The following is a 24,026-nucleotide window of genomic DNA, read 5'->3' as shown; positions in this document are numbered from 1 at the left end:
AGTATGACAAAAAAAAGAAATTGTCATAAATCATTCCTGCTGCATCTTAGCTTTTGCCGGATTGTTCCATATATACTTTTAAGCGCTCAAACGTTTCCTCGCTGATGTCATGCTCCACCCGGCAGGCATCCTCCGCCGCAGTCTGTGCATTGACCCCCAGCCCGATAAAAAAGGAGGTGAGCAGCTGGTGACGTGCATAAATGTTTTCAGCGATTTTTCGCCCGGAATCAGTCAGTGTAATCAGTCCGCTGTCCTCCATAATGATGCTGTCGGCTTTGCGCAGTACAGACATTGCCCGGCTGATGCTGGGCTTGCTGAAACCCATCTCTCTGGCAATATCCACGGAACGCACATAGCCGTTTCGGTTCTGCAGAATAAGGATAGTCTCCAGATAGTTTTCCCTTGATTCCTGTACTTTCAAATGCATCGTCCCCTTTCTGCTCTTACGCGCCGATGGAATAAATAAATTTATTGTAGCAAAGTATGGAACAGAATGCAAGCTGCTCAGGGTTTGCCTTTTTGCTGTGTATGTTTTTTCGGCTGTTCCTGTGCTGCTTTTGCAATCTGGTTAATGGAAGCCGCCACCTGTGAAAGCGGACCTTTTTCCTCCAAATGCACCGGCTCTCCGCGCTGCACAGCTTCCAGTCCCTTAATCAGCGGTTCAGTAGTAAACAGCAGCCGCTTTTTTACAACTATATAGATAAGGAAAAACAAAAACGCGTCACACAAGAAGATAATCAGCAGAAACGCCGGCATATTGGCCAAAAAGGTGTTGTTCAAATTATTGCGCGGCACTTTTAGGTAGCTGTTTTTCTGGTAGCCAAGCACAACCAAACCCTCTTTGTGCGGACTGGTAAAAGTAGGGTACCCATTTAAGTACGTGCGTGACAGTTCCGCAATATCCGAAATTGTATAGTTCTTGGGAATCTCCCCCGGCAGATTTGTACTCCAAACCACCTTGCCGGTATTGTCAATCAGCATAGCCCAAACATGCTTTTTTCGCAGGTCCGTTTCCTGCGAAGTATTCAGCACAAACCTTCCGCTCTGCTTTTGCAGGGCCGCCGAAGTTGCATCCGCCAGCATCCACGGTGTGTTCTGCACACTGTTGTCTTTGGAAATTCCCGCGCCCCACAATGCAAAGAGGATCAAATTAAAAACAATCAGCACCGCACCGCACAACACAAACACCAGCAGATTGTGTGTTATAAATTTCTTCACTTTTTTCACTGTTCTCTCCTCATTACCCAAACAGATATCTTTCCTGCAAAGCGACAATCTGTATTATTATAGCATATCGTTCCTTTTCAGAACAGAGAATTCTGTAAAAATGCGACACAGGTTCTTAAAAAAGTAAATAATTTACGTTCGCCCGCGTGCACTTAAATTGCACAAAAATTTGACATTTTTCAGGATATTATTATAATGAAAAGTTGGGGAATTATGATTCTATGAAAGATTCAGCTTAAAGAAAGGAAGTCATCCTGTGCACAACGACGCAGTTGGACCATCCCACAAAGCAGTTACAATTTATGATATTTCCAGATTGTCGGGCGTTTCTCCGGCAACTGTTTCGCGTGTTTTAAGCGGCAGTGCGCGCGTTTCTGAAGCGAAACGCAAAGCTGTTCTACAGGCAGTGAAAAACTCCGGTTTCACGCCCAACGCACTGGCGCAAAGCCTTGCAAGCAGCCAGACCCATACCATCGGCTTTATTGTACCGGATATCAAAAACCCCTATTTCTCCAGCATTTATTACCACGTTGAAATTCTCGCTTCGCAGAATGGCTACTCCGTTCTGCTGGCAAATTCCCGCGGGGATTTTGCAAACGAAAGCAAACTTTTAGGTGCACTGACCGGCCGGCGTGCGGATGCCATTGTCTTCATGGGCGGCCGTACAGACGCTTATCAATGCAGTGAAGAAGGCGTGCAGGAACTGGAAAAAGCAAATCAGCTGGTTCCGCTGCTGCTCACCTCCCGGGTGGAAAGCACCTCAATTCCACAGCTGTGCTCCAATGAAGACGGCGCTATCAGTGCACTAATGCGCCACCTGAGCGAGCAGGGCTGCAAAACCTTTGCAGTACTTGGCGGCACAGAGGAAGTCCGTGTGCTGCACCACCGCCGTGCTTTGATGCTGGAATATGGGCATCAGTTCGGTATGGAAACCCGGCCTGAGTGGATGATCACCAATACCTCATTCTCCATTGAAGGCGGCAAGCAGGCCGCAGCCCAGCTGTGTGAAACTGCAAGTCTGCCCGATGCTGCCTGCTGTATGAATGACACCATTGCCGTAGGTGCACTTCAGCAGCTTCGCTGCTGCGGCAAAAGGGTGCCGGAGGACATTTTGCTGACTGGCTTTGACGGTGAATTTTTAAGTGATATTGTGTATCCCGGCATTACCACTGCAGAGTTTGACTATCCGGACTTTGCACAGCGTGTGTTTGACCTGCTGATGAAGCGCATTCACCGCGAACCGTGCGCACCAGTTACCGAAATTTACCCGCACCTGACCGTGCGCGGCAGCACACAGCGAAACAAAACTTAAAGGCGGTCCTTTTCCGGTTCCATAAATTCGCGTTTGCCGCATTTAGGGCAAGTCAGCATTTTTCCGGCAGACGCAGAATTGGATGTACCCGAAAGCAGAAAGTTTTTTAAAGTTGGTTTAAAAGCAGTTTTGCATTTCGGGCAGGTAAAATGCATGCTTTTTCGGTAAATTACATAGCGAATCAGTTCTGCTGCAAGCGTAAACAGCAAAACGATTATAATCAGCAAAATAATCATTGACGGTTTCACAAATTTCAACTCCAAACAATTTTTACAGGCGGCTTCCTGCAAGGGAAGCTGCTTTTTTATAGTGCATACTCAGCACCAATATGTGCATTGAGCAGAACATACAGGTTTTGATGTGTCTTTTCCTCAAAATAAGCTTTCAAGTCATAGGTTGCTTTCCATTTTTGCTGTAAACACGAATTTGCACCGCGGCGCAGTACAACATCTACAAGCCGTGTTTCCAACAACGTAACTCCATCAGGAAAAGCAAAAGCGTCACAAAGCTGAATTAATTTGTCGTAGTCATCATACACAACCGTATCCAGTGCAGCTTTCAACTCTGCCAACTGTTCCGGCAAAACGTCGATTGCTCCAAGAAAGGAATCTATATTCTGATAAGGGAAGGAATGTGTTAAACAAATGCGTGCTGCATCCACAAAGCCCAACTTATTTAGATACTGCCAGCCATCATACACATGGCGGATGCCAGTAATACCAAAGCGTCTGCCAATGTCATGCAGCAGTCCCAGCACATATGCAGCATGGGCGTCCATATCTATGCAGTTTTCCGCAATTTTCTGTGCACACTCTGCCGTAAGTCTGCTGTGCTTTACCCATGGGCCGGGATTCCTTTTCTCCGCATTCTCCAACATTTTTTCCGCTTCCGCTTGTGATGGAATCTTCATTTCTATTTTCCTCTTGACTCGTATATTTTTATATTGATAATAAATACAGCTTTTCTGATAACAGCAAATAGCAAAATCCCCTGAAAATTTTAAAAGCAGCAGCTTTCAGAGGATTCTATTTGTGTCATTTGCTCAATGTAGATACGAGTTCTAATTATGCTCATAATCTGACTATAAAAATATACAGAACATAATTATTGCAACTACAATCGTTAATAAACCTGTACCTGATATCAGCAGGAACTTCTGGTAGGGCCGTTTCCCGTACTCACAGTTCTTCTCAATTTAGTTTAAATCTTCATTGCTATTAAAGGCAAGAATTTCTTTGTAAGTCTGGATATCGAACCTCTTTTTCTGTTTTTCAACCCGAATTGCATAAAACATCGCAGCAATATAAAGGAAAACCCAGATTCAATGCAAATATAACGCCGGACCTTTTGATGAGAGAAATCTATACAAGAGGCGCAGCAAGTAAAATGGTACTTAAACGAAGAGTAGTAAAGACAGCACCGATCAAGCAGCGAAGATGCGATATCATATTCGCGTAAAATATCGCATTTCCGTTTTCCACTATGGTAGAGCTGTACAATTTGTTGCTTTAATTCCGGCGTGAATGTCCGTCGTGCCTTGGCTCGATTTTCATTGGTCATGATTTATCCTCTTTTCATTTGCTTTTATTTTACATGTCCTTAAAAAATCTGTCTAGTTTATTGTAGCCTATCCAGGTACAGATAAATGCTACTTTCGGTTTGCCGCTCATTTGGGTGTCCCCGCTTTTTTTATGGGCATACCGTCCGCATCAAAATATTTGCTCTTCCAATAAAGCGCCAGCCGCACAAGAAGGAGCATGACCGGCACTTCAATCAGCGGCCCAATGACGGCGGCAAACGCCTGACCGGAGCCAATACCGAATACCGCAACGGAAACCGCAATGGCAAGTTCAAAATTATTGCTTGCTGCAGTGAGCGAAAGAGTAGCCGTCTGGTCATACTGGAATCCGCCCTTATAGGAAATGAAGAAACTGATCAAAAACATCAGCACAAAGTAAAGAAGCAGCGGAATCGCAATACGCACCACATCCAGCGGCAGTTCTACGATATATTTACCTTTCAGCATAAACATAATCACAATAGTGTAGAGCAGAAAAATGAGGGCAAGCGGGGAAATCTTCGGTATAAAAGTCTTGTTCAGCCACTCTTTCCCCTTGAAATGGATTACAGCAAAGCGGGTAATAATCCCTGCCGCAAAAGGAATTCCAAGGTAAAACAATACGCTGCGCGCGATGTCCAGCATCGATATATGGATTGCTTTCCCACCCCAGGAAAGGTGCAGCGCCTGCGGTAAGATCGTGGCAAAGAACCAGATATACACGGAATAAAGGAGGATTTGAAAAATCGCGTTCATTGCCACAAGAGCCGCACAATATTCATTGTCTCCCTTCGCCAGAGTATTCCAGATGATAACCATTGCAATGCAGCGCGCAAGACCAATGACGATGATTCCAATGGCATATTCCGGCTTATCCGGCAAAAAGACTGCTGCCAGAAGGAACATCAGGAAGGGGCCTATGACCCAGTTTTGCCATAGAGAAAACCCAAACACTTTCTTGTTGCCTGCGACTTTGCCAATTTCCTCAAATTTCACTTTGACCAACGGCGGGTACATCATTAAAATTAAACCGATCGCAATTGGCCATGAGATTGTACCTGTGCTCAGGTTACTGATCGCATTTGCTGCGGAAGGGAATACGTTTCCAAGAAGAATACCAAGCGCCATGGCAATAAAGATCCACAGTGTTAAAAAACGGTCTAATAACGAAAGTCTGCCTCCGGCTTTTTCCATGCCTGTTCCTCCTAAATAATTTTACAGCAGTTCAAAAAGATTTTTTCCTTTTACCTCAAAGGGCTTCCAGGGAATTACCGCATAATTTCCGTCTGATATTTCATTAACCTTTTGAATCCAGTGTACTTCTTCCTTCGCTTTTGTTCTTAGAAATCCGCTTGCCGTCTCTGTCAGAGAATAACTTGCGTTGACAACCCACCATCTGACCGTAAGCCCGGCACGCTTCAAGTCATCTGAAAGGCGCTGCGCTTCATAGAATGGGGTGGTCTCCGCGAGCGTCACAATGATAACTTCCGTATCCTTTGGATTTTTCAGTCGTGGAAGCAGTTCTCGTTCCGCGTCTGAAACATCGCCGCCGGAATTCTCAATCTGCTGATTATAACTTTGCGTGGATTCCAGTAAAAGAATCGTATGTCCGGTGGGAGCGGTGTCCAGTATCACCGTTTCATCCTTACTTTTCGCAACAATATCGGCGAATGCCCGAAATATGGCAATCTCCTGAGTGCAGGGAGAACGAAGGTCTTCCTTAACATATTCCAGATCATTCTCGGACATTGTCTGCCGCGCCTTCGCAAGCACTTCTTCCTGGTATTTTTTCAGCTCGCCTTTTTCATTGATGTGGCTGACGGCAATCTCTTTTTCCTGCCCGACAACAAGGCTCAGATTGTCGGCCGGATCTGTCGTCGCAAGCCGGACCTTCTGGCCTTTCCGGCTCAAACCGAGAGCAACGGCTGCGGCGATTGTCGTCTTACCTACGCCGCCTTTTCCCATTGTAAAAATGATCTTTTTGCCGGATTGATGAATCTCATCAACGATATCATCCAGTTTGTAAAAATGCGGAAGGCCTTCCACGGATTTTTCGGAGGTAGCGCCTGCATCAGACAGCATGCGCCTCACATTGTCAATGCCGGTTATATTGTAGGCACGAAGCGGCATTGCTGTAATAGGATACCGCAAAAGGCTTTCAGGAATACTTTTGATGGCGGTCTGCTGTTTTTCAAACAAAGCAGCTTCAATTTTATCCATCGAATCATGGCTTTGCAGAACCCCATTCATTACAAGCAGTTGCTTGCGAATTCCCAATGCACCAAGCTCATCGGAAGCCCGTTTTGCTTCCAGAATGGGGGCTTTTTCCGGTCTGGTGACAAGGATGAGTGTCGTAAGGCTGCCATCCGCGAGAGTTTCGGCGGCTTTTTTATACACTGCCTTTTTGCTCTCTAAGCCTGATAACTGCCCAAGGCAGGAAGCACCATGCTTACTTTCGCTGATAAACCCGCTCCATGCGGATGGAAGCTGAAGCATCCGAAGCGTATGGCCGGTTGGAGCCGTGTCGAAGAGGATGCAGTCGAAATCTTCGGCTTTCTTGTCATCCGTCAGGAAACCGGAAAATTCGTTGAACGCCGCGATTTCTACCGTACAGGAACCGGAAAGCTGCTCTTCCATGTTTTGGATGGCAGACTCAGGCAATTTGCCGCGGTAAGGACCGATCACCGATTCACGGTATTCGGCAGCAGCCGCCAAAGGGTCCAGATTTGCGACGACAAGCCCCGGAGCCTCTTTGATCTCAGTTCCCTTATCGCTTAACTCCAAACCAAAAACATCCTGAAGATTGGAAGCCGGATCAGTACTGACAAGAAGAACTTTTTGACCGGAATCTGCAAGTGCGACGGCTGTGGCACAGGCAATTGAGGTTTTCCCTACGCCGCCTTTTCCGGTGAAGAACAGGTATTTTGTCTTTGCTGTTTTAAGCGGATCGTATAATTCCATATTCATCATTCAGATAATCCCTTCAGCAGCAGCCTTTGGGGCCACAGTTACATTTATGAATTTTCACCTTAACCGGAACAGATTGAATCTTGTCAAGGCTCACCCCAAGATAAACGGTAAATTCTTCGTTTGTTGGATAAACGGCTTCCTTTACGATTTTTCCGTCGACAATCGTGATTGGCAGAATTTTTGCGCCTTTTGTATTCAGTTCTCTGTTGATTGCAGCATTGTTCAAAAAAGCCTGCGGATTGGAAGAAAGGTTATACCGTTTTACCTCAATGCCATTCTTTTTCAGGTTTTCAATCACGGAAGCAACCCGGATCAGTTCAGGGTTTACGGAAGGGCCGCATACCCCTGTTGAACAACACATGGCAGGATCATAAATTTCCATTTTGCTCATGCTAAACAACTCCTTAAAATTAGATTGATGAAGGTGATAGACAGATATCTATATCAAAGGCAGGGATACCTACCTTGACTTGCTTTAACCGGTACATTAGGCTGGGCCAGCATTGCATTCAATAAGTTCTATATGTCTATATGATTGATAGTATTCTATATTCAAGTTATGAAGATAGCCTGCCCATTGTTCCGGGATGGATTTCCATACAGGATACAGACAATCTGAGCTTTTAAGAAAACGCCGCATTTTGCCGTGGATTAGCGCTTCATCATGATTCTTTACAGTTACCCGCCGAGCACGTTCTGTTTTCACATTCATGGCAGATGCAGTTTTCCTTATTGCTGGTGCTTTTGCTCCAGTATTCGGAAATCTCTTTTACCGTCTTTTCATTGAGCGTGTAGTACATCCAGGCACCCTGCCGGTTGGCATTTACGATTCCGCATTGCGTAAGAATTTTCATATGATAGGAAAGCGTTGGCTGCGTAATGTTGAAGTATTTCAAAATATCGCAGGCACAGAGCTCCCCGCAAGAGAGCATATCAATGATTTTCAGCCGCGTTTCATCCGAAAGGGCTTTGAAAAGCAGGGCGAAATCCGCATACTTATTTTCCATTTTGGCCCTCCTAATGCATAGACAATCATGAATCATATTTAGTGTTGCCTATATGATACCCACATTAACACTGTTTGTCAACCCTTGTTTCATAAATGCAAATGCCTGATCCTTGGAAGCTGCTCATATTTATCCATGAAATGATGATAGTTGACATCCCTGAATACTGTATCCGCGCTAATGTTTCTTGGATTTATCAATATGCTTCAATGATAATGAATTGCTGATTATGTTTTTGTCTTCACTACATCGGCTCTCGTTTTATGAACTGCCCCTCGAGGATGCTGAGTCGGTGCATAAATCGAAGATACTTTTAACGGTACATTCCCCACATTGATAACGTTGTACCATGTCCCTGACGGGATAATGATGGCATCGCTTGATCCAGCCCTCTTTTGAAAACCCAGGTTGTCTTTTGGGTTTCCAATTCTTACAAGCCCTCTCCCCTGTTCGATGCGGATAAACTGATCAACTGATGGGTGGACTTCAAGGCCAATATCTTCCCCGACATTTATACTCATCAATGTAAGCTGCAGGTGATTTCCTGTCCATAAGGCGGTGCGAAATGTTTCATTTTGTTTGGTCGCTTCTTCGATATTTACAACAATAGGTATGGGGACATAATCCTTTAATTCTTCATTAGGCAAGCTTTTCTGCCCCTTCCTCCATTGATTTTATTCTATTATATGAATTCACATCGAACAAAATGCCGCATAAAAAGCGATTTTCTTTCCCTTTATTTACAACTACACGATTAGTTTAAGTTAATTTTATTCGTCTCTTTGAAATTTTCGCTTACTCTGAAATAGTACTGTGACAAAACATTCTCCATATACTATTATTGGAGAATTTCTTTGCACTGCATATAAATCCACAGTACAAACTGCGCAGGCGATGAGCCAATCAGGTTTGTGGGGCTGGCCAGAAATTGCAGGAAAAGTATGGCAAGAACCAACTGACGCCTCAGAAGAAACAAAGTTTCATCCTCAAAGCACTTCATACGATCTGTGAACCCATGTTTCTGCTTCTGCTGATTGCCGCAACGATTTATTTTTTCCTGGGTGAACCGCGCGACGGTGCCATCATGCTTTTTGTTCTGATCTGCGTTTTTACGTATTTTGACTTGTCCGACCATACCTTCACTGCACGGATCACCGAAAGCATTCTGTCCGGAGTAACGCTGGCGATGGCGATGATTCCGGAAGAATTTCCCGTTATCCTTATGGTCTTTCTCTCCATGGGTGCCTAAAGTCGTTGTAAACCTCCGTCGCGTTTTGATTTGGCTTTTTGCCGAACAATACCCAGCGCCGCCGCCACCGAACACCTCAATATATCTGCAGTAATCCTTGGGAAAGAGCCGGTATATAACCTTAACCAGCTGCTGGCGATTGTAGGCACTGTATTCGGGCTGTTAACGTTACTCGGCGTGGTTAATGACCCGACCACTGCGGGCGTATCGGACAGCGATAAGGCGCTGGGATATGAGCAGCCGAAGCAGTAATTTAATATAAGCATAAAAAAATCTCCCGGAATCCAATTAAGGAAACCGGGGGATTTTTTGTGCCTATTTTCAAAAAAATTTCGCACTGACCTCCCCGGCAGGTGTCAGTGCAGAACCAATTTTGACTTGTCCCTGACTTGTACGTTTGAAATTTTTGAGCCTTTTTGAACATTTTTGAACGTAAAACTTAAAAATATTTTTATATAGCAAAATCCTCGGAAGCCGCATGTTTACTGGGCTTCCGAGGATTTTTTCTTTGGAGCAGAAGACGGGAATCGAACCCGCATGACCAGCTTGGGAAGCTGTGCAAGAATGGCTTACCTATGCGGAAATATTGTATTTTGACGCACCGGCTGACTCACCTATCTGTTTTTCTATTATGGTCCTGTTAAGCCAAGCAATCAACACATTACCAATTTTTTTTAAAATTAGTTTGAAAAAGTATTGACTCTATATATCCAAAAGGCTATAATATATGCATAAGATAAAGAAAGAACAAGAGCACTCATACAAGTGCCGCTTGGCGCGCAAATTCAAGGAGGTGCATTAATGTATATCAACCTAAGTAACGGAAGCCCACGGATGGACTGGACAGCAGAATAATCACAAACTCAGAACACGCTGTGCTAACAGGCTATACGGGCGGGTGAAAATTATGAACAGCGTAATCAGAATAAGAATTTGTCGCCAATGCGGCAGAGAATTTTTAGGAGGTCCACACGCCTGGTATTGCCCGGAGTGTCGCGCAGAGCGCAAACGTGAGCAGACTAACCGATGTAAGCGCAATGGTGCGGTACGGAAACTTGGCAGCATAGACCACTGTCAAATTTGCGGGAAAGAGTATATTGTGGAAGGAGGATTACAGCGATACTGCGCTTCCTGCGCTGCAAAACATCTGAAAGAGGTTGACAACGCCGCCAGCCTTGAATACAAAAAGAAGAACCCCGAAAAAATTAAAAAAGCAAACGTCGAATTCTTACAGCGTAATGATGGCCGCATGCGAAAAGTGCTTTGGCAGAATCGTATTAAACAGTTGCGCACATCCGCTAAAATAACGCAGAGGGAATTAGGTGAAGCAATAGGTTCCTCACAATCTCACGTGTCACAGTGGGAACTAGGAACCCGCAGGCCAGACGAAAAAAACTATGAAAAAATCTGCAATTTTTTTCAGGTTGAGAGCCTAGAAAGGAAATAACATGGAAATTAAGGATTTGCTCCGCGATATGAGAACAGCTCATGGCTTGACTACAACGGAAATCGCCCAAAAGGCAGGCATGGCACAGTCCACATACTCCCGTCTAGAAAACGGCGGGCGTATTCCAAAGCCTTCAACTCTGTCAAAAATAGCCGCCGCTTACGGCTTGCCTGACAATTATTTTACGCTTGAAATAGCGCGACAGCAGAGCGACACAGCGCAGTTTGGCAATACAAACAATGCTGTATTTGCACAAATACCAGATACCCTCGCTAGTTCCTTAACATCAGACCAGCTGACAGAGGTCGCAAATTGTGTTAATGCAGCTTATCACAGAGGCAAGGCCGATGCGGGCGCGGAAATGGTTGACAGTAATTGTGTGTATATTAACTCAATTAGCCGCATGATTGAGTGGGATAAAAATTTTGGGGTAAGATTTGTTAAAAAAAATTAAAAAAGTACTTGACTCTTTATAGCCAAAAGGTTATAATATATACATAAGATAAATAAACGGAGGGAACAAAAAAATGAAAGAAATTAATCGTACGCAAGTACTTGAAACGCTAGAAAAAGCTTTGCGCGATGCAATCGAGTGCGAAGACACATTAACTTTTTCAGTTGCTATCGACGGGGAAACGGGCGAAGCTTATGAATGGAATTGCGTTTGTCCACTCGACTGCCCAGAAAGCGTGTATAAAGGCAAAGATGTCCAGATTGCAAGGTTTGAAGCAGAGAAGTACAGTGTGTCCGCGAATGAAACGCCAGAGGAGCAAGAAGAGGATATCTGGGGAATAATCGATAATGAAAATCTTGAAGATTATCTTGATTACGCGCTTGACAATACTTAATGGTTATGGTACTATATTTATGTTGTCAGCCGCACAAACAGCTGTGGATTGAAACTTTGTCATATAGTGCAACCTTTCTGGTACGCTATAACAAAAAATCCCCCGGTTTCCTTAATTGGATTCCGGGGGATTTTGTTATCTCAATTTACTTTGCCTGGCCGTCGTAGGTCAGTGCCTGTTTGCTGTCCGACACGCCGGGGGTGGTCGGGTCATTGACTACACCAAGCAGTGTCAGCAGACCAAATACAGTGCCTACAATCGCCAATAGCTGATTGCTCAGCCCCGCAAAGTCAACGGTAACACCGAATAGCTGTAACACCTGTGCAACCAGCAGCAACAGTGCGGGGATAGCAGTTACCCAAAAAGCCTTGTTTTTGATTCGTACAGTCCAATTAATTTTCATTATGTATTACCTCCATTATTTTGTTGGCGGCTCCGTTGGGAGCGCAAGAATTGCTTTGTATGCCGCCGTGCCAGTGCCGTTTCCACCAAGCGCATGATACGGCTTATACATATAATCGATGTTATGCTTGTCCTGCAAGCTGCACCATCCCTGTACGTTGCAGTAGTAATGTCCAGCCTGATAGATACGGTCATGCAAGAGCGCCATCATGCCGTCTTTAATCGTGTCGTCCTCTGTGTCGGCACTTTGCTTGCTGTGGTATAAGTGAGTGCAGAGCGTCACAAGTCCGGTTGTAGCCGCTCCTGCAAGGATGCTGACTAGCGTATTAAGTACGTCCACTCCGTCACACCACCTTAAACACAAAAATCTTTTTGCCGCCGACAAAGATACCTGCCGCACCGCGACGCTTCCCTGTCAGCTTGAAAAAGTATGCGTTGCCGGAAACACCTGTCCGGGTAATATCCACAACCGCACCGTTGCCAGCGGTTACAGAAGGGCATCCAGCGGCACAAGTCAGTTTGACGGTGTAAGACTGTCCAGCAGGTTTTGTAACGTCCATTGTTGTGTCAGAGCGTACAGCAGCGGATGAAGGAGCATACCGCAGTGTCGGCTTTGTGACAGGAACAGCAGTGGTAATACCGAAATATTTACAGATTCCGTTGTAAATTCCCTGTGCATATTTGTCCGCATTCCAGCCGTTCATGTCAGTCGGGTTGTCGATAAATCCACATTCCACAAGGCACGCGGGCATATTTGTTTCGCGGATTACGCAAATCCAGTCACGCCCGCCGTCACCGATTTTGATTTTAACCGGCTCCCCATGCGCAGGCATGCCGGTTGTGGACTGCACCGCCTGCTGAATGTCAATAGCCAGCGTGGTTGATTTGCCACCCGCAACGCTTCTGTAGGTTTCAACTCCATGCCCGCCGCCTGCGTTCAGGTGGATACTAACAAACACGTCCGCGCCCCATGCATTTGCCTCTGCTGCACGTCTGCCAAGGTCAGCGCTCGGGTCGCTGTCATTGGGTGTATGATTGCTTGTCCGGCTCATTTTGCAGTCGAAATATTTGCCCGGTAGGAGAGCGCACACGCGCTTCGCAATCTCCAGTGCGCAATCTGCTTCGCGTTTTCCACATCCGACCGCGCCGCTGTCATAGCCGCCGTGGCCGGGGTCTAAATATACTTTTGCCATTATTTTATACCTCCCTGTGCTGCCAAAATTGCTGCAAGTTGCACCTCAATGTAGCTAAGCTGTGCCAGTGTCACTATGTACTGCTCATGCGTCTGCTCCGGCGTTGTATCCGTTGCAACGGCAGTCACAACCGGGCGCAGTTCAAAATTAGCACGCAATGAGTAATTGCTGTAAACGTTGTCACAGGTTCCGTCATTGATTGTTAACGATGCAGGATTGCGAGACACAGCTTCTAATTTTGTGAAATCTGCATCTTCTTTGTTGATGTGAATCTCCAACGTTTTGCGCTGGGCGTTTTGCATATACGTTTGACCGGAAATTACTGAAACTGCCGGAAACGTAGAACCGTCTGGGAATTTGATTGTTGTCGCCATATAAAATACCTCCAAAAATTTATTGTAGTGTATAGCAGTTGTCTGAATCAGGGGACGTGGAAACAAGGGCAGTAGAATTAAGAATCATGGCGGGACGAACGCCTGATGAATTAGTGCAATTTTCTGACGCCGTGATTTCTCCGGTTGAATGCACATAAATCACATATCTAGCTGCTGACAAAGATAAAGAACGTGTCCACCATTCTGAATTCGTACTTCTTGATAAATACAAATCGCTTCCGTTTGGGTAATCAAAGTAGGACAGCACGGCACCTTCGTCTGGAATTGTAGATTGCTCTGTACTCAAGGGATATTGCACTATGCCAAGTTCTTTCACAGCAGGAATAAATATTTTTGTTGATAACCCATTGGCTAGCGCGTTAATTGTGGAACTGTCGTAAGACTCTGCGTATGGAATTTTTATTTGTAATATGTTTGACTGTGTATCAGAATCAAATGTAGCTAAAAAAGAACCGTTTAAATATGAATGAATTGGAGAACTGGAATAGTTGCCAAATTCCCAAGCCATACTTGACACAACGTTTTTTCTAAGTATCCACGTCCCATGGCAGCTACTATCGTAAATTGACGTATTAGGATTGCCTTGATGCACGACAATATATTGTTGCGGCACACCACTTTCATTGATTTTTAGCAGACTGCCAACTGGCAAATCGGATAACTTTTTTCCACTGGAATATACCTGATTCCACGCGCCGTTATTTTTAGCGTATCTTGCTGTGACTTGTTGCCACACGCCATTAACCTTCGCATATCTGCCTGTTATTTCATGCAGAACTCCTCCGCTTTTCGCATACCTGCTCATGAGCCAACCACATCCCATGTATCGCCGTCACTGCCGCCGCTTGGCGCAGATGTGCTAACAATGTTCGCAGCGTTGGCGACTCTGCCTAATCCGATATCGGACGCAGTAGGCGTCCATGTTGACGGTCGAGCACCTACATCCGCAGCAGTGGGCATCCACGTGTCAGGCCGTGCGCCAACCTGTGCAGCCGTGTGCGTATGGTTGATACCTGCATATTTTGCGTCGGACTCTGTCTTTTTGTAATACTCTGTCAAGTCAACACTTGTTGCTACCCATGCCGTACCATCCCACACATACGCTGTACCATTAACCAGATGCCCTTTTGCATCGCCAGTCGGGTATGCTGCTTTCAGCGCATCAACCGTTGTATACGACTCACCATACGCAAATGCCGCGCCGGTGTCGCCTTTTTCGCCTTTCCACTGGTCTGCACTGTTTTTGTACGTCTGACTTTCGGTGTCCCAATCTTTCCACACGCCACTTGCATCACGCTGCGGCACATGGTTTGCTTTTTCTGTGGCAGCGTTGGCGGCAGTGATGGCAGCTTGTGAGTCTGTTTCACGCTTTGTTTCTGCTGTCTGCCGCGTTTGCTCCGCTGCTATACGTGACTGCTCTGCCGTAACTCTGCCCGACTCGGCTGTGACGCGCCCTGACTCGGCGGTTACGCGGTTGCTCTCCGCAGTGTCCATAGCTGCCTGCTTTTGCGTAATGTCTGTAATTGCTGTAGTGGCGTTTGTTACGGCTGTTTGCGCATCGAGCACAGCTTTATCGGCTTTCTGCTCTGACTCCTGCACAGAGCCTAGTGCTTCTGCCAACGAAACAAACTCGCTTGTAGACACAATCGTTTGTTCCATATCGTCAGCCGCAATGTCCAGCGTAATGCCGGTAGCTTTCAGCTCTGTGCCGTTGCTGCCAAACACTGCCACTGTGCAGTGTGCATTTCCCGTTGCCGCCGTTGTCTGCTGGGAAAGCACAAATGTAACGGTATTCGGGTTTCCGTCTGCGCCTGTGGCTATGATTTCGCCGTTGATAAACGTTGCGTTGCCGTCCGGCTTTTTGGTATACAACCGTGCTGTGCAACCGGTCAGGTCAAGCGGCTTCTGCCGGATTTCTGTTTGTTGCAGTGCATTTTCTGTGCTGACATTTTCAACCAGATGCAGAGTCAGTACGCGCGAATTTTCTTCGCCCTGCACAGCAAATTTGTTGATTAAATTTTCTTGCGATACATTTACCGTATACTGCGGCTGTTCAATTCCTGCCATATTAATTCCACCCCGTCATAATTCCACTGCTGAAATTTATTGTAACCGTCCCGCCATCAGATTTTGTCAGTGGTCCGATTGAGCCATTCCAGCCATTTATACCGTTAATCGTAAGCCCACTACAATCTACTGTGCCACTCGTGGCAATCAATCCGTTTGCGTGGAATTCATCGGCTTTAACTTTGCCAATAACTACCTGTGCATAGCTGCCACTGTTACTAAAATATGTGCCATGTCCGCTTGTGGGCTGGAAACACATATCATACGTACCTGTTTCAGGGTTACTATTCACGCCCAAATGCCCCAGCTTAGAGCCATTGTAGTAAAAGTCAAATCCGTCACCTGTAAACTGTACGGATTGGCTTGAACCGTCCTTGTGGTTGAATGCGTACACAATAGCGTCTGAACTCTGCGTAATTGCTGTGCTAACAACCGAATTAACTTCTGTTCGCGACACCTTGCTGCTGATTTCGTCTGCCTGCTGTGTAATCTGCGACTGCAAACCGCCCACCTTGTCATTGACGGATGACGTGATAGAGTCGGCGGTCATCTTGATTTCTGCACTGGTTTTCTTTTCAGAATCAGACACGCTCAAATCAATCGAATTGTACAGTTGCTTAATGTCGCTCATTTCGTCGCCACGCGAAACAGTGCTTTCCAGCCCATCTGCCAACTTCTGGATTTTGATACGCAGTTCTTCAGACTTCGTATTCAGCGATTGTAATTCATCCCACAGCTTTTCGGATTCAGAATAAAAATCGGAGGAATTTTCTGCCTGTGACTTTGCTTCTGCACTGATTGTTTCAGCAGAATTGAGTTTGTATGTGAGATTTGTAATGACACTCTTGTGTCCCTCAATGTCCACAATGTCCCCCGCTTCCAGTGCAGGGTTGCTATAAATCGTTGCCGAATACGGTGTAATGGTGTTGCCTATCAGGTGTGGAGCTATGTTGTCCACAACCTGCTGCACATTTGCCACGTCGCGGTGCTGCCGGACTGTAGCCAGTCTGCCGGGTAAATCCGAAAAATCAGCAGACGTCAGCAGCTTGCCCTTGTATTCAATCTTTGCCGCATCAATTCCCGCAAAACAATTATCAGCCTGTATCCGCGCAATGTCGTTATACAACACATCTACCAGCGCATTTATGCACGTCCATGCGTTTGTGCCGCTTTCCTTGTCCGTCTTTTTCGTGATATATCCTAAGTCAGCGGTTAAGTCCGCTTCTTCCTGCGCCATACTGGTTTGAGCGGTTTCATAATAACTGCTGATATATTTCGTCAACCCGTCCGGCATAGTCTGCTTTGGCTCAAATGCGGCAGTTGCAACAGTTGTTGCGCTGTCTTTAAGATACGCAATGCAGGACTTCACATCTGAATCATACTGTTTTGCGCTGTCCACAAAGGTTTTACGTTCCGCGTCTGTGGGGTTGTATGTGCCGCCGTACCGACTGCAATAGTTTTGCAACTCAATGCATTGTGACTTGATTCCCGCCAGTCGCGCAGGTACATCCGTATCCTTGCTGGTAATAGCAGAATTAATGTTCACTGCCCATTCGTCACAAATTACTTGCTCATAGATAGCAGCTTGCAGTAGCTTGTTGTCGGAGTCTTTTAGCGTAATTACATAACCGTCTGTGCCGGATTTTGCATCAACATTTTTGCTGTCAATCTTAACGCCGGTCACGGTAATATCATCTTTTGCTGGCTCATACTTCTGGTAACTGCTAATATTGTACGGCGTGGTTGAATAGTCGAACCACTTGAATTCAAGTTCTCCGTCTGGATTGCATTGTGCATAGCATCCTGATAGCTGTGCAATATCCGCAATCACTTCATGATAAGTGGAAGATGAATACTGCGGGTCTCTGAAAATCTGGTAATCACTATTCTGAAAAGTTTTCGTTTTCAGTGAAATTCCGCACTTGTCACAAACCTGCTGTGCAAGGTTTCCCAATGTGACCGGATAAGTAACATCCATGTCAACTTTGCTGTCTGACTTAGAGAGATTTCCATATGCAGAAACCGTTATTGTATTGCGACCCTTGTAGTCATATACGTTGTATACACCTTGCTTCACCCATTCTACCGTGTCGCCGGTATAATCGCGCTTGACAACCATTCCAATGTACACGGTAATGCTTGCTTTGCAGAAATCGTACTGCGTAAACTTTCCGTCAAAGTTATTCAGCATGATTGTACATAAGTCTGTAATCGCGGAGCCGACTGTATAATCAGACTTTGAAGAAACTCCGCTGTCAATGGTTACACTGCCTTGCATGATGTCTGCATCTTTTAGCGGGAATTCTGTTCCGTTTGCCAACTTCACATCTGCTTTGAAGTGGAATTCTCTGCCATTCAGCAGAACAAATTTCTAAAAATCGTCCGATACTGGTTTCAATCTATCGCCACCTTTACACTTCGATAAAATCAAATTTTATGTTTGAAATCATAGACTGGTCAAACCGTCCATTTTGCTTTACCATGTAACTTACTGGTGCGCTTCTGTCACCTACGTAAAACGTTGCAGTGCGGTATCCTCCAAGCCTTATGTCTGGATATGTCAGCAGAAATGTTTCTGGCTGAACGTGTTGCAACAGCACAGATGCCCTTGCTTCCGTCAATGGCGGCCATGTGCACGTTAGCTTCACCTACTGTGCAACTCTATCTTTGTGCATCTGCCCCTACTGGTCGCGCCCTGCTTCCGAATCTGATATGTCCTGTAATGCCCATTCCATAGATTGCGGGGTTTCAATGGTATTTCCGTTTACCATCAATGTTGATTGTGCCATTCAGCTTCACCGTCCTTTACAATAAAAAAAGAGCATCACACTCATTTCTGAATATGACGCTCCTATGGCGTTCTATGAAAACGAAAAATTTTTTAATTATATTTTTATTCTAGCATGCTTGAACTGATTTCGCCACTCAAAACCTGTGAACTCAATGTTAATAGCTGCTTCCATTTGGTAGTCAATTTTCTTGACTAGGTGGTCTAATTTCTTGACTAGGGGTAGTCAAATAATTTGACTAGGGTAGTCTAGTTTCTTGACTACCTCTAATCCTTTATTTAAATATAATATAATTATAATATATATAAAGCGCGGAGTTTTTAAAAAAATCTCCACGCAGAAAGTAAAAACGCTTTGCGAAAAAAATATTTCCGGTCAAGGGAAAAAGGGCAAAAGAAAAGACCCACTTGAAAAATCAAGTGAGCCTAATCGTTAATGAGTTGGAACGTAACGTCTACTATCGATTGCTTTGTAATTTTGAGTTGAATCGTAAATGCTCTTGCCGTCAAGGTCTGCTGTAACATGAAGTTGAATTGGTTTTCCGCTGTTACTTTGCAAAATTGCAAGGATTGCGCCAACCTGATTTACAAGTTCATTCTGATTGGATGAATTTGCTGAATTGCCATTTGTCTGCTGTTCAGCAATGCCCTGTGCAATCTCTGCATAGGACTCTTTACGCATTGGTAAAGCGGCTTCTTTTCCTTTTTCGCCTATGCCTATCAGCGTAGGTGCGTCATAGATGCCTCCATTTGCGTTCCAACCGCCCCAATCGATGTTTCCGATACCTTTTGCGTATCCGTGTCCTTGCCCCCATACGCCGTCAGGAGAACCATAACGCGCCCATGTGTAACGGATGGACGCGATGATGTTTGATAACGGGTCAAGAATGTTCGTGTTGTATCCGGGCAAAGCGTAAGTCGAAAATGTTTCAGGGATTAATTGCATCAAGCCTTTAGACGGATGCCCGGCGTAATAATTTACGTCATGCAGGTCTGGCGGGTCGACCTGCCCGTCTGACTCTGTGCGCATCTGCGAAAGTAGTAAATCAACATTGTGCGTAGAGTAATGGCCGGTCATCATAAGCGCCTTAGATGCAAGGCTTCTCCACTGCTCAACTCCAGAGCCTACATTTGCGACTGCACTTATTGCAGCTTCCATTGCGCTCTTGAAATGTGGAATGCCATAGCCGAGGATGTTTCCAGAATTTGCATTGCGGCGCTTCCTGAATACACCCTCTGCACCATTGCTTCCGCTTGTGTTTCCCTCAATCGTATTTACAAGGCCACTTGCAATGCTCTCAACGATGCCGATATGGTCGGCAGTACCGTTCTTGTCCCAATCATAGAAAATCAAATCGCCACGTGCAGGATTGTTAGTCCAGCGGTTAGCTGACTTGAAATGGCTCATGGAATCCTCGCAGGAAGCAGATAGATATTCATCCACTCCCGCACGTTTCAAACACCAAGACACGAACATATCGCACCAAGCGGCACCGTTCATTCCGAAGTCACGCCCAAACTTTGTAAAATCTGCATGACCGGCATTGGCTGCTTTATCGTCCAGACTGCTGTTTGAACCCTTTTCCAGATAGCCCAGTTCTGCTTCCGCAATCTTCAAAAATGCTTCTACAGTGCCATTCCCAGGTGCCGTAAACTCTGCAAGTTGCTTTTTGATGAAGTCAACAGAATGACTTGTCAAGAACTGTACTGTGCTCCTTTCCATCTCATTCCATGGGAAGTTAATTGATTGCATGGCTGTGCTTTTGTCTACAGCGGCGTGTAAGAGCATTTCAGGTTTGTCTAGGTAATTCCACATGTTTGTAGAAAAAGTGTCTAGAACAGCCTTAGAAGTGCCAAAGAAGTCGCCTACACCATTCGCATAGTGTGGGAACATCTGCTTTGTCTGTTTTGCAGGCAGTACAGACGAACCGGCAGGCAAATCAGGAATCAGCACATTGCGTCCCTGCGGAATGAAAGCATGGCCGCTTGGAAGTTGAACCAATTCACGATAAGTAGAGCCTGACTGGTCGTTAACAAGTGCCGCACCGCCGGGATGATGCCCTGAACCATAGGCATAGCGCTTGATGCTGATTGGCTTTACAGTTGCCTTAGAACCAACCGCAGACAGCACAGAGTTGATACCTGCCACTACACCGTTAATTGCGCCGCCAATTTTATCAGCAACATTGTTGTTGATGGCTTTGGAATGCTGATTCACAATGTTGTCAGAATCGCTCATGTAAATCTGTGCCGACTGTTTCACTTTACTGAAATAAGTACTTGCATCAGATGAAATTGCTTTGAATTTACCGGAAGCATTGCTGTACATTCTGGAAGTTTTGGAACTCACATCACGTTCAGCAGACGCAAAGTTGCTCTGTTCAAAAGACTTTGCAGCAGAGAAATTTGTGTTTGCACTCTTGGAAATCCCACTGAACTTTCCATCAAGGAATGTGCTAATCCCATTCCACTTTGTGTTTGTGTCTGTCTGGATAGCGGAAGATGTATCAGAAACATTTGCGCTGATTCCTTTCAGAAGCGTAGGCACAGAATTGTTCAGGCTTGCAGAGATTTCCTGATACTTTTTTGCGGTATAGTCTGTTTCGTCTGAAACAATTTTCTTGCGGGTGTCGGCAGAAGTACGAAGATTGTCTGTAATCTGCTTAACCTTTGCACCGGATTCTCCCAAAATGCTGGAATCTGTCTTACCATCAACATTGAATACATTTGCTATGGTAATAGATTGTTGTGTAGCCTGCAATGCACTATTTCCATCAACCGTTCCCTTTGCATAATGTGGAATCATTCTTTGAGTGACATCGGCAGGAAAGATTTTAGTTCCAACGGGCAGGTCGGGAATTAGTACATTTCTTCCATCCGGAATAAACTTCTTTCCATTTGGATACTGAATCAATTCACGATATGTGGAACCCGGTGCGTCGTTGACGATAGCGGGGCCTCCCGGATGGCTACTTGTACCGCTTTTGTTGAATATGGAACTAAACCCATTTTCTTCTCTAGCATTGTACTTATCTGGGTCTGTAGTATCATGCTTTTGTAACCAATTTAGCTTTTTCCAATCTCCAGAAAGTGCCGCTTTCCACTGCGCACCATAGTTTTTAAAATTATTGATTAAGTCATCCCAAAATTTTCCGACAATCGAACCGGCTGTATTGCCCAACATCGCGCCCAATACAGTCCCAATTCCGGGGCATATGATTGTTCCAATGATTCCACCAATAACAGTGCCAGCCGTTGCACCTATTCCAGCGTTCCACTGCTGCTTCTTTGTCATAGTAGACCAGAACGTTGCTATAGCGGTTCCTCCGGCACCGCCAAGGAGTGCGCCAAGTTTAGTCCCGATTCCGGGGCATATGAGTGTGCCTATAATTGTTCCTATAACAGTACCGGCAGTTGCACCAGCCCCAACTTTCCACTTCTGGTTTGTTGTCATGTTTGCCCAAAACTTTCCGATTACTGTTCCACCGGCGCTTCCTAAAAGTCCGCCAAGCACTGTTCCAATTCCGGGGCAGATAAGCGTTCCGATGATTCCACCTATAATTGCGCCAGCACCAGCGCCAATTCCGGCAGACCATTTTTCTTTTTGCGTCATATCTGTCCAAAACTTTCCAGCGGCAATTCCACCAGCGCCACCAAGCAGTGCTCCTAGCGCAGTTCCAATTCCGGGACAAATAATTGTGCCAATGATACCACCTATTACGGTTCCAGCGGTCGCGCCAATTCCAACTCCCCATCTTTGAGAATCGGTAAGTTTTCCCCACAAATCACTTATAATTGCTCCAGCGGTCCCGCCGAGTAAAGCCCCCACTGCAATTCCAATTGGGTTTCCACCTGTGAGTATTCCTCCAATGATTCCTCCAACTGTAGCACCTGCACCTGCACCAATGCCATACTGCCATTTTTGAGAGTCAGTTAGTCCGCTCCACCAATCACCAATAATTCCTCCAATTGTGCCTAAAAGCAAAGCACCAACAGCTATTCCTATTGGATTCCCGTCAGTCAAGATGCCACCAACTATTCCCCCAATTATTGAGCCAGCACCGGCTCCAATGCCTGTACTCCACTTTTGAGAGTCTGTGAGTTTTCCCCACCAGTCAGCAATTAATGCGCCTACTCCACTTCCAATCAACGCTCCAGCCAAAAATGCCTTTGGGTTCTTGAAAATTATAGCGCCAATGATTCCACCAATGATGCCACCAACGCTAGCGCCAATTCCAACTCTCCATTTCTCAGGAGTGGTAAGTTTTTCCCACCATGCTCCAATGAATGCTCCAGCTCCGGCACCAATACCAGCACCAAGCAAAATTCCTTTTTTCCCAAACAGCAAGCCGCCAATGATGCCGCCTATTACAAATCCGGCAGTAGCACCTTTTTTTGCAGCCCACTTCTGCTTGTCAGTGAGTCCATCCCACCAGCCTTTGATGAATTTTTCAACTTGGTCTGTCATTCCACCAATTTTGTCAATCCAACCGGGAATTTTCACTGTTTCAAATTCAGTTGATGGATCTGGCATACCGTTGTCTTTAATGCTGCTATAGTCAGGAGTTTTAATGGTAGGGGTCTGCACTTCGCCTTTGTTTTTGTCCTGCAAAGCATTTATTTCATCAAACCCCATGATAGTACGTTTGAGTTCTTTCAACTTTTTGTTGTGCTTGTCTGCCGCCGCAGCTGATTTGTCGTTCTGTGCTGCAACCTTTGCCGCCTTATCTGCTTCTTTTGCAGCGACTTCTGCTGCATTATTTCCAGACTCACTAATAGTTTTAGCATAATCGACATAAGACTTTTTAGCAATAGTAACCGTTTTAGCATGGCCGAAAATTCGTGCAGTAAGCATTCCAATCGTATTGAAAACATTTGCAAGGCATTCAGACAAAAGGTTTATTAACGGAATTGAAGCTTGAATTGCGGGCATAAGTGCCGCCGCTATGCTATCTTTTAAGTACAAGCTGTTTGTAGCAAGCGCTGACATTGTAGCATTTGCTTGGCTATTTGCAAGTGCCATGTGCTGCAAGCCAGTAGTTACTCCCTCTGTTAAAAGAGTAAACGCCTGAAAGAAAACCATTCCAGTCATCATGTGCTTTGCAACAGTTAGCGTGCTGTTACTTCCCCTGCTTGCTTTGTTCCCCGCTCTTTCTGATTTATTACCAAACTTATCCATAGCAGAGCCAGCTTCATTTGTAGCGGAAGCAATCTGCTCCATCTTCTCCACAACTTTCTGCTGCTTTGCGGTTAGGCTGCTCATGGAATTACTGGCTTTCAATACTCTGCTTTCCAGTTTTAAATATTCTTCACTGCCAACGCCCTTTGAAGCGACTGCTTCTTGTGCCTTTACTTTCAGATTTTGGTACGCAGTGGCGGCATTGTCAATCTGTGCGGCAAGTGACCGCAACTGTGCTTCAAGATTTGCAAATTGTGCAGCAGAATCACCAGAAATGCCATTCATGGAGGATTTCAGACGTTCAATATACTGCGTCACTTCCTCAATGGCTTTTGTAGAATGGCTCGTGTTGACTTGCGCTTGCGTAGGCTGGCTCATAGCCTT

The 24,026-nt window shown here is 45.5% G+C and carries 21 protein-coding genes and 3 pseudogenes; 6 read left to right on the top strand and 18 right to left on the bottom strand.

Going from position 1 to position 24,026, the window contains the following annotated elements; all coding sequences use genetic code 11:
• Positions 1–46: 46 nt before the first annotated feature.
• Positions 47–421 (bottom strand): metal-dependent transcriptional regulator, encoded by a 375-nt coding sequence (locus H6X83_RS05275; protein ID WP_212508100.1) that lies wholly within the window; start codon positions 419–421, stop codon positions 47–49.
• Positions 422–504: 83 nt separating this feature from the next.
• Positions 505–1,227, bottom strand: a complete 723-nt coding sequence (locus H6X83_RS05270) for a hypothetical protein (protein ID WP_212508099.1) — start codon at positions 1,225–1,227, stop codon at positions 505–507.
• Positions 1,228–1,483: 256 nt separating this feature from the next.
• Between H6X83_RS05270 and H6X83_RS05265 the strand changes: the two genes are divergently transcribed.
• Positions 1,484–2,539, top strand: a complete 1,056-nt coding sequence (locus H6X83_RS05265) for a LacI family DNA-binding transcriptional regulator (protein ID WP_212508098.1) — start codon at positions 1,484–1,486, stop codon at positions 2,537–2,539.
• On the opposite strand, the gene H6X83_RS05260 is transcribed toward H6X83_RS05265, so the two are convergent.
• From H6X83_RS05260 to H6X83_RS05225, 8 genes and pseudogenes are all read right to left on the bottom strand, one after another.
• Complete coding sequence (locus H6X83_RS05260; RefSeq protein ID WP_212508097.1) at positions 2,536–2,787, bottom strand: CpXC domain-containing protein; 252 nt, start codon at positions 2,785–2,787, stop codon at positions 2,536–2,538. The genes H6X83_RS05265 and H6X83_RS05260 overlap by 4 nt on opposite strands.
• A gap of 56 nt (positions 2,788–2,843) precedes the next feature.
• On the bottom strand, positions 2,844–3,449 hold the full coding sequence (locus tag H6X83_RS05255) for an HD domain-containing protein (protein WP_212508096.1): 606 nt from the start codon (positions 3,447–3,449) through the stop codon (positions 2,844–2,846).
• A 509-nt stretch (positions 3,450–3,958) separates the two neighbouring features.
• Positions 3,959–4,099: pseudogene (locus H6X83_RS14855) on the bottom strand (transposase); the annotation flags it as partial.
• A 106-nt stretch (positions 4,100–4,205) separates the two neighbouring features.
• On the bottom strand, positions 4,206–5,291 hold the full coding sequence (gene arsB, locus H6X83_RS05245) for an ACR3 family arsenite efflux transporter (protein ID WP_212508094.1): 1,086 nt from the start codon (positions 5,289–5,291) through the stop codon (positions 4,206–4,208).
• Positions 5,292–5,312: 21 nt separating this feature from the next.
• Complete coding sequence (arsA, locus tag H6X83_RS05240; RefSeq protein WP_212508494.1) at positions 5,313–7,058, bottom strand: arsenical pump-driving ATPase; 1,746 nt, start codon at positions 7,056–7,058, stop codon at positions 5,313–5,315.
• 22 nt (positions 7,059–7,080) lie between these two features.
• Positions 7,081–7,458, bottom strand: coding sequence for an arsenite efflux transporter metallochaperone ArsD (arsD, locus tag H6X83_RS05235; protein WP_212508093.1), 378 nt, complete (start codon positions 7,456–7,458; stop codon positions 7,081–7,083).
• A gap of 271 nt (positions 7,459–7,729) precedes the next feature.
• Entirely contained in the window at positions 7,730–8,074 is a 345-nt protein-coding gene (locus H6X83_RS05230; RefSeq protein WP_212508092.1) for an ArsR/SmtB family transcription factor, read from the bottom strand.
• A 227-nt stretch (positions 8,075–8,301) separates the two neighbouring features.
• A pseudogene (locus tag H6X83_RS05225) lies at positions 8,302–8,709 on the bottom strand (cupin domain-containing protein); the annotation flags it as partial.
• A 293-nt stretch (positions 8,710–9,002) separates the two neighbouring features.
• Here H6X83_RS05225 and H6X83_RS05220 point away from each other — a divergent pair.
• The 5 genes and pseudogenes from H6X83_RS05220 to H6X83_RS05200 form a co-directional block, all read left to right on the top strand.
• Positions 9,003–9,320 (top strand): annotated as a pseudogene (locus tag H6X83_RS05220) (cation-transporting P-type ATPase); the annotation flags it as partial.
• 33 nt (positions 9,321–9,353) lie between these two features.
• The gene (locus H6X83_RS05215; protein WP_212508089.1) at positions 9,354–9,575 is read left to right on the top strand and encodes a phage holin; all 222 of its coding nucleotides are present in this window, start codon (positions 9,354–9,356) and stop codon (positions 9,573–9,575) included.
• 655 nt (positions 9,576–10,230) lie between these two features.
• Positions 10,231–10,770, top strand: coding sequence for a helix-turn-helix domain-containing protein (locus H6X83_RS14775; RefSeq protein ID WP_212508088.1), 540 nt, complete (start codon positions 10,231–10,233; stop codon positions 10,768–10,770).
• A gap of 1 nt (position 10,771) precedes the next feature.
• The gene (locus tag H6X83_RS05205; protein WP_212507867.1) at positions 10,772–11,224 is read left to right on the top strand and encodes a helix-turn-helix domain-containing protein; all 453 of its coding nucleotides are present in this window, start codon (positions 10,772–10,774) and stop codon (positions 11,222–11,224) included.
• Between the two features lie 73 nt (positions 11,225–11,297).
• A complete protein-coding gene (locus H6X83_RS05200; RefSeq protein WP_212508087.1) occupies positions 11,298–11,618 on the top strand; it encodes a hypothetical protein in 321 nt (106 codons plus the stop codon).
• A 145-nt stretch (positions 11,619–11,763) separates the two neighbouring features.
• Here the strand turns inward: H6X83_RS05200 and H6X83_RS05195 are convergent, their stop codons facing one another.
• The 8 genes from H6X83_RS05195 to H6X83_RS05160 all read right to left on the bottom strand — a co-directional run bounded on the left by H6X83_RS05195 (position 11,764) and on the right by H6X83_RS05160 (position 23,684).
• On the bottom strand, positions 11,764–12,021 hold the full coding sequence (locus H6X83_RS05195) for a phage holin (RefSeq protein ID WP_212508086.1): 258 nt from the start codon (positions 12,019–12,021) through the stop codon (positions 11,764–11,766).
• A 15-nt stretch (positions 12,022–12,036) separates the two neighbouring features.
• Positions 12,037–12,360, bottom strand: a complete 324-nt coding sequence (locus H6X83_RS05190; RefSeq protein ID WP_212508085.1) for a hypothetical protein — start codon at positions 12,358–12,360, stop codon at positions 12,037–12,039.
• Between the two features lie 4 nt (positions 12,361–12,364).
• Entirely contained in the window at positions 12,365–13,213 is an 849-nt protein-coding gene (locus tag H6X83_RS05185) for an N-acetylmuramoyl-L-alanine amidase family protein (protein ID WP_212508084.1), read from the bottom strand.
• Entirely contained in the window at positions 13,213–13,587 is a 375-nt protein-coding gene (locus H6X83_RS05180; RefSeq protein ID WP_212508083.1) for a hypothetical protein, read from the bottom strand. The genes H6X83_RS05185 and H6X83_RS05180 overlap by 1 nt, the downstream gene beginning before the upstream one ends.
• Before the next feature lie 19 nt (positions 13,588–13,606).
• On the bottom strand, positions 13,607–14,413 hold the full coding sequence (locus H6X83_RS05175) for a DUF6273 domain-containing protein (RefSeq protein ID WP_212508082.1): 807 nt from the start codon (positions 14,411–14,413) through the stop codon (positions 13,607–13,609).
• Positions 14,410–15,675 carry a BppU family phage baseplate upper protein gene (locus H6X83_RS05170; RefSeq protein WP_212508081.1) on the bottom strand — a complete coding sequence of 422 codons (1,266 nt, stop codon included), beginning with the start codon at positions 15,673–15,675 and terminating at the stop codon, positions 14,410–14,412. Before H6X83_RS05170 ends, H6X83_RS05175 begins: the two co-directional genes overlap by 4 nt.
• 1 nt (position 15,676) lies before the next feature.
• Positions 15,677–17,995 (bottom strand): hypothetical protein, encoded by a 2,319-nt coding sequence (locus tag H6X83_RS05165; RefSeq protein WP_212508080.1) that lies wholly within the window; start codon positions 17,993–17,995, stop codon positions 15,677–15,679.
• Between the two features lie 901 nt (positions 17,996–18,896).
• Entirely contained in the window at positions 18,897–23,684 is a 4,788-nt protein-coding gene (locus tag H6X83_RS05160) for a CHAP domain-containing protein (protein ID WP_212508079.1), read from the bottom strand.
• Between the last annotated feature and the right edge of the window lie 342 nt (positions 23,685–24,026).

Origin of the sequence: Caproicibacterium amylolyticum (assembly GCF_014467055.1) — a bacterium.
Lineage (GTDB): Bacteria > Bacillota > Clostridia > Oscillospirales > Acutalibacteraceae > Caproicibacterium > Caproicibacterium amylolyticum.
The sequence above is the reverse complement of the archived record's forward strand: the minus strand, read 5'-3'. Positions and strand labels throughout refer to the sequence as shown.

What these genes read in the sequence shown, in the direction of transcription:
- H6X83_RS05255 (WP_212508096.1), bottom strand. Translation starts at nt 3,449, where the DNA reads ATGAAGATTCCATCACAAGCGGAAGCGGAAAAAATGTTGGAGAATGCG.
- arsB (WP_212508094.1), bottom strand. Translation starts at nt 5,291, where the DNA reads ATGGAAAAAGCCGGAGGCAGACTTTCGTTATTAGACCGTTTTTTAACA.
- arsA (WP_212508494.1), bottom strand. Translation starts at nt 7,058, where the DNA reads ATGGAATTATACGATCCGCTTAAAACAGCAAAGACAAAATACCTGTTC.
- arsD (WP_212508093.1), bottom strand. Translation starts at nt 7,458, where the DNA reads ATGAGCAAAATGGAAATTTATGATCCTGCCATGTGTTGTTCAACAGGG.
- H6X83_RS05230 (WP_212508092.1), bottom strand. Translation starts at nt 8,074, where the DNA reads ATGGAAAATAAGTATGCGGATTTCGCCCTGCTTTTCAAAGCCCTTTCG.
- H6X83_RS14775 (WP_212508088.1), top strand. Translation starts at nt 10,231, where the DNA reads ATGAACAGCGTAATCAGAATAAGAATTTGTCGCCAATGCGGCAGAGAA.
- H6X83_RS05205 (WP_212507867.1), top strand. Translation starts at nt 10,772, where the DNA reads ATGGAAATTAAGGATTTGCTCCGCGATATGAGAACAGCTCATGGCTTG.
- H6X83_RS05200 (WP_212508087.1), top strand. Translation starts at nt 11,298, where the DNA reads ATGAAAGAAATTAATCGTACGCAAGTACTTGAAACGCTAGAAAAAGCT.
- H6X83_RS05195 (WP_212508086.1), bottom strand. Translation starts at nt 12,021, where the DNA reads ATGAAAATTAATTGGACTGTACGAATCAAAAACAAGGCTTTTTGGGTA.
- H6X83_RS05185 (WP_212508084.1), bottom strand. Translation starts at nt 13,213, where the DNA reads ATGGCAAAAGTATATTTAGACCCCGGCCACGGCGGCTATGACAGCGGC.
- H6X83_RS05180 (WP_212508083.1), bottom strand. Translation starts at nt 13,587, where the DNA reads ATGGCGACAACAATCAAATTCCCAGACGGTTCTACGTTTCCGGCAGTT.
- H6X83_RS05175 (WP_212508082.1), bottom strand. Translation starts at nt 14,413, where the DNA reads ATGAGCAGGTATGCGAAAAGCGGAGGAGTTCTGCATGAAATAACAGGC.
- H6X83_RS05170 (WP_212508081.1), bottom strand. Translation starts at nt 15,675, where the DNA reads ATGGCAGGAATTGAACAGCCGCAGTATACGGTAAATGTATCGCAAGAA.
- H6X83_RS05160 (WP_212508079.1), bottom strand. Translation starts at nt 23,684, where the DNA reads ATGGAGCAGATTGCTTCCGCTACAAATGAAGCTGGCTCTGCTATGGAT.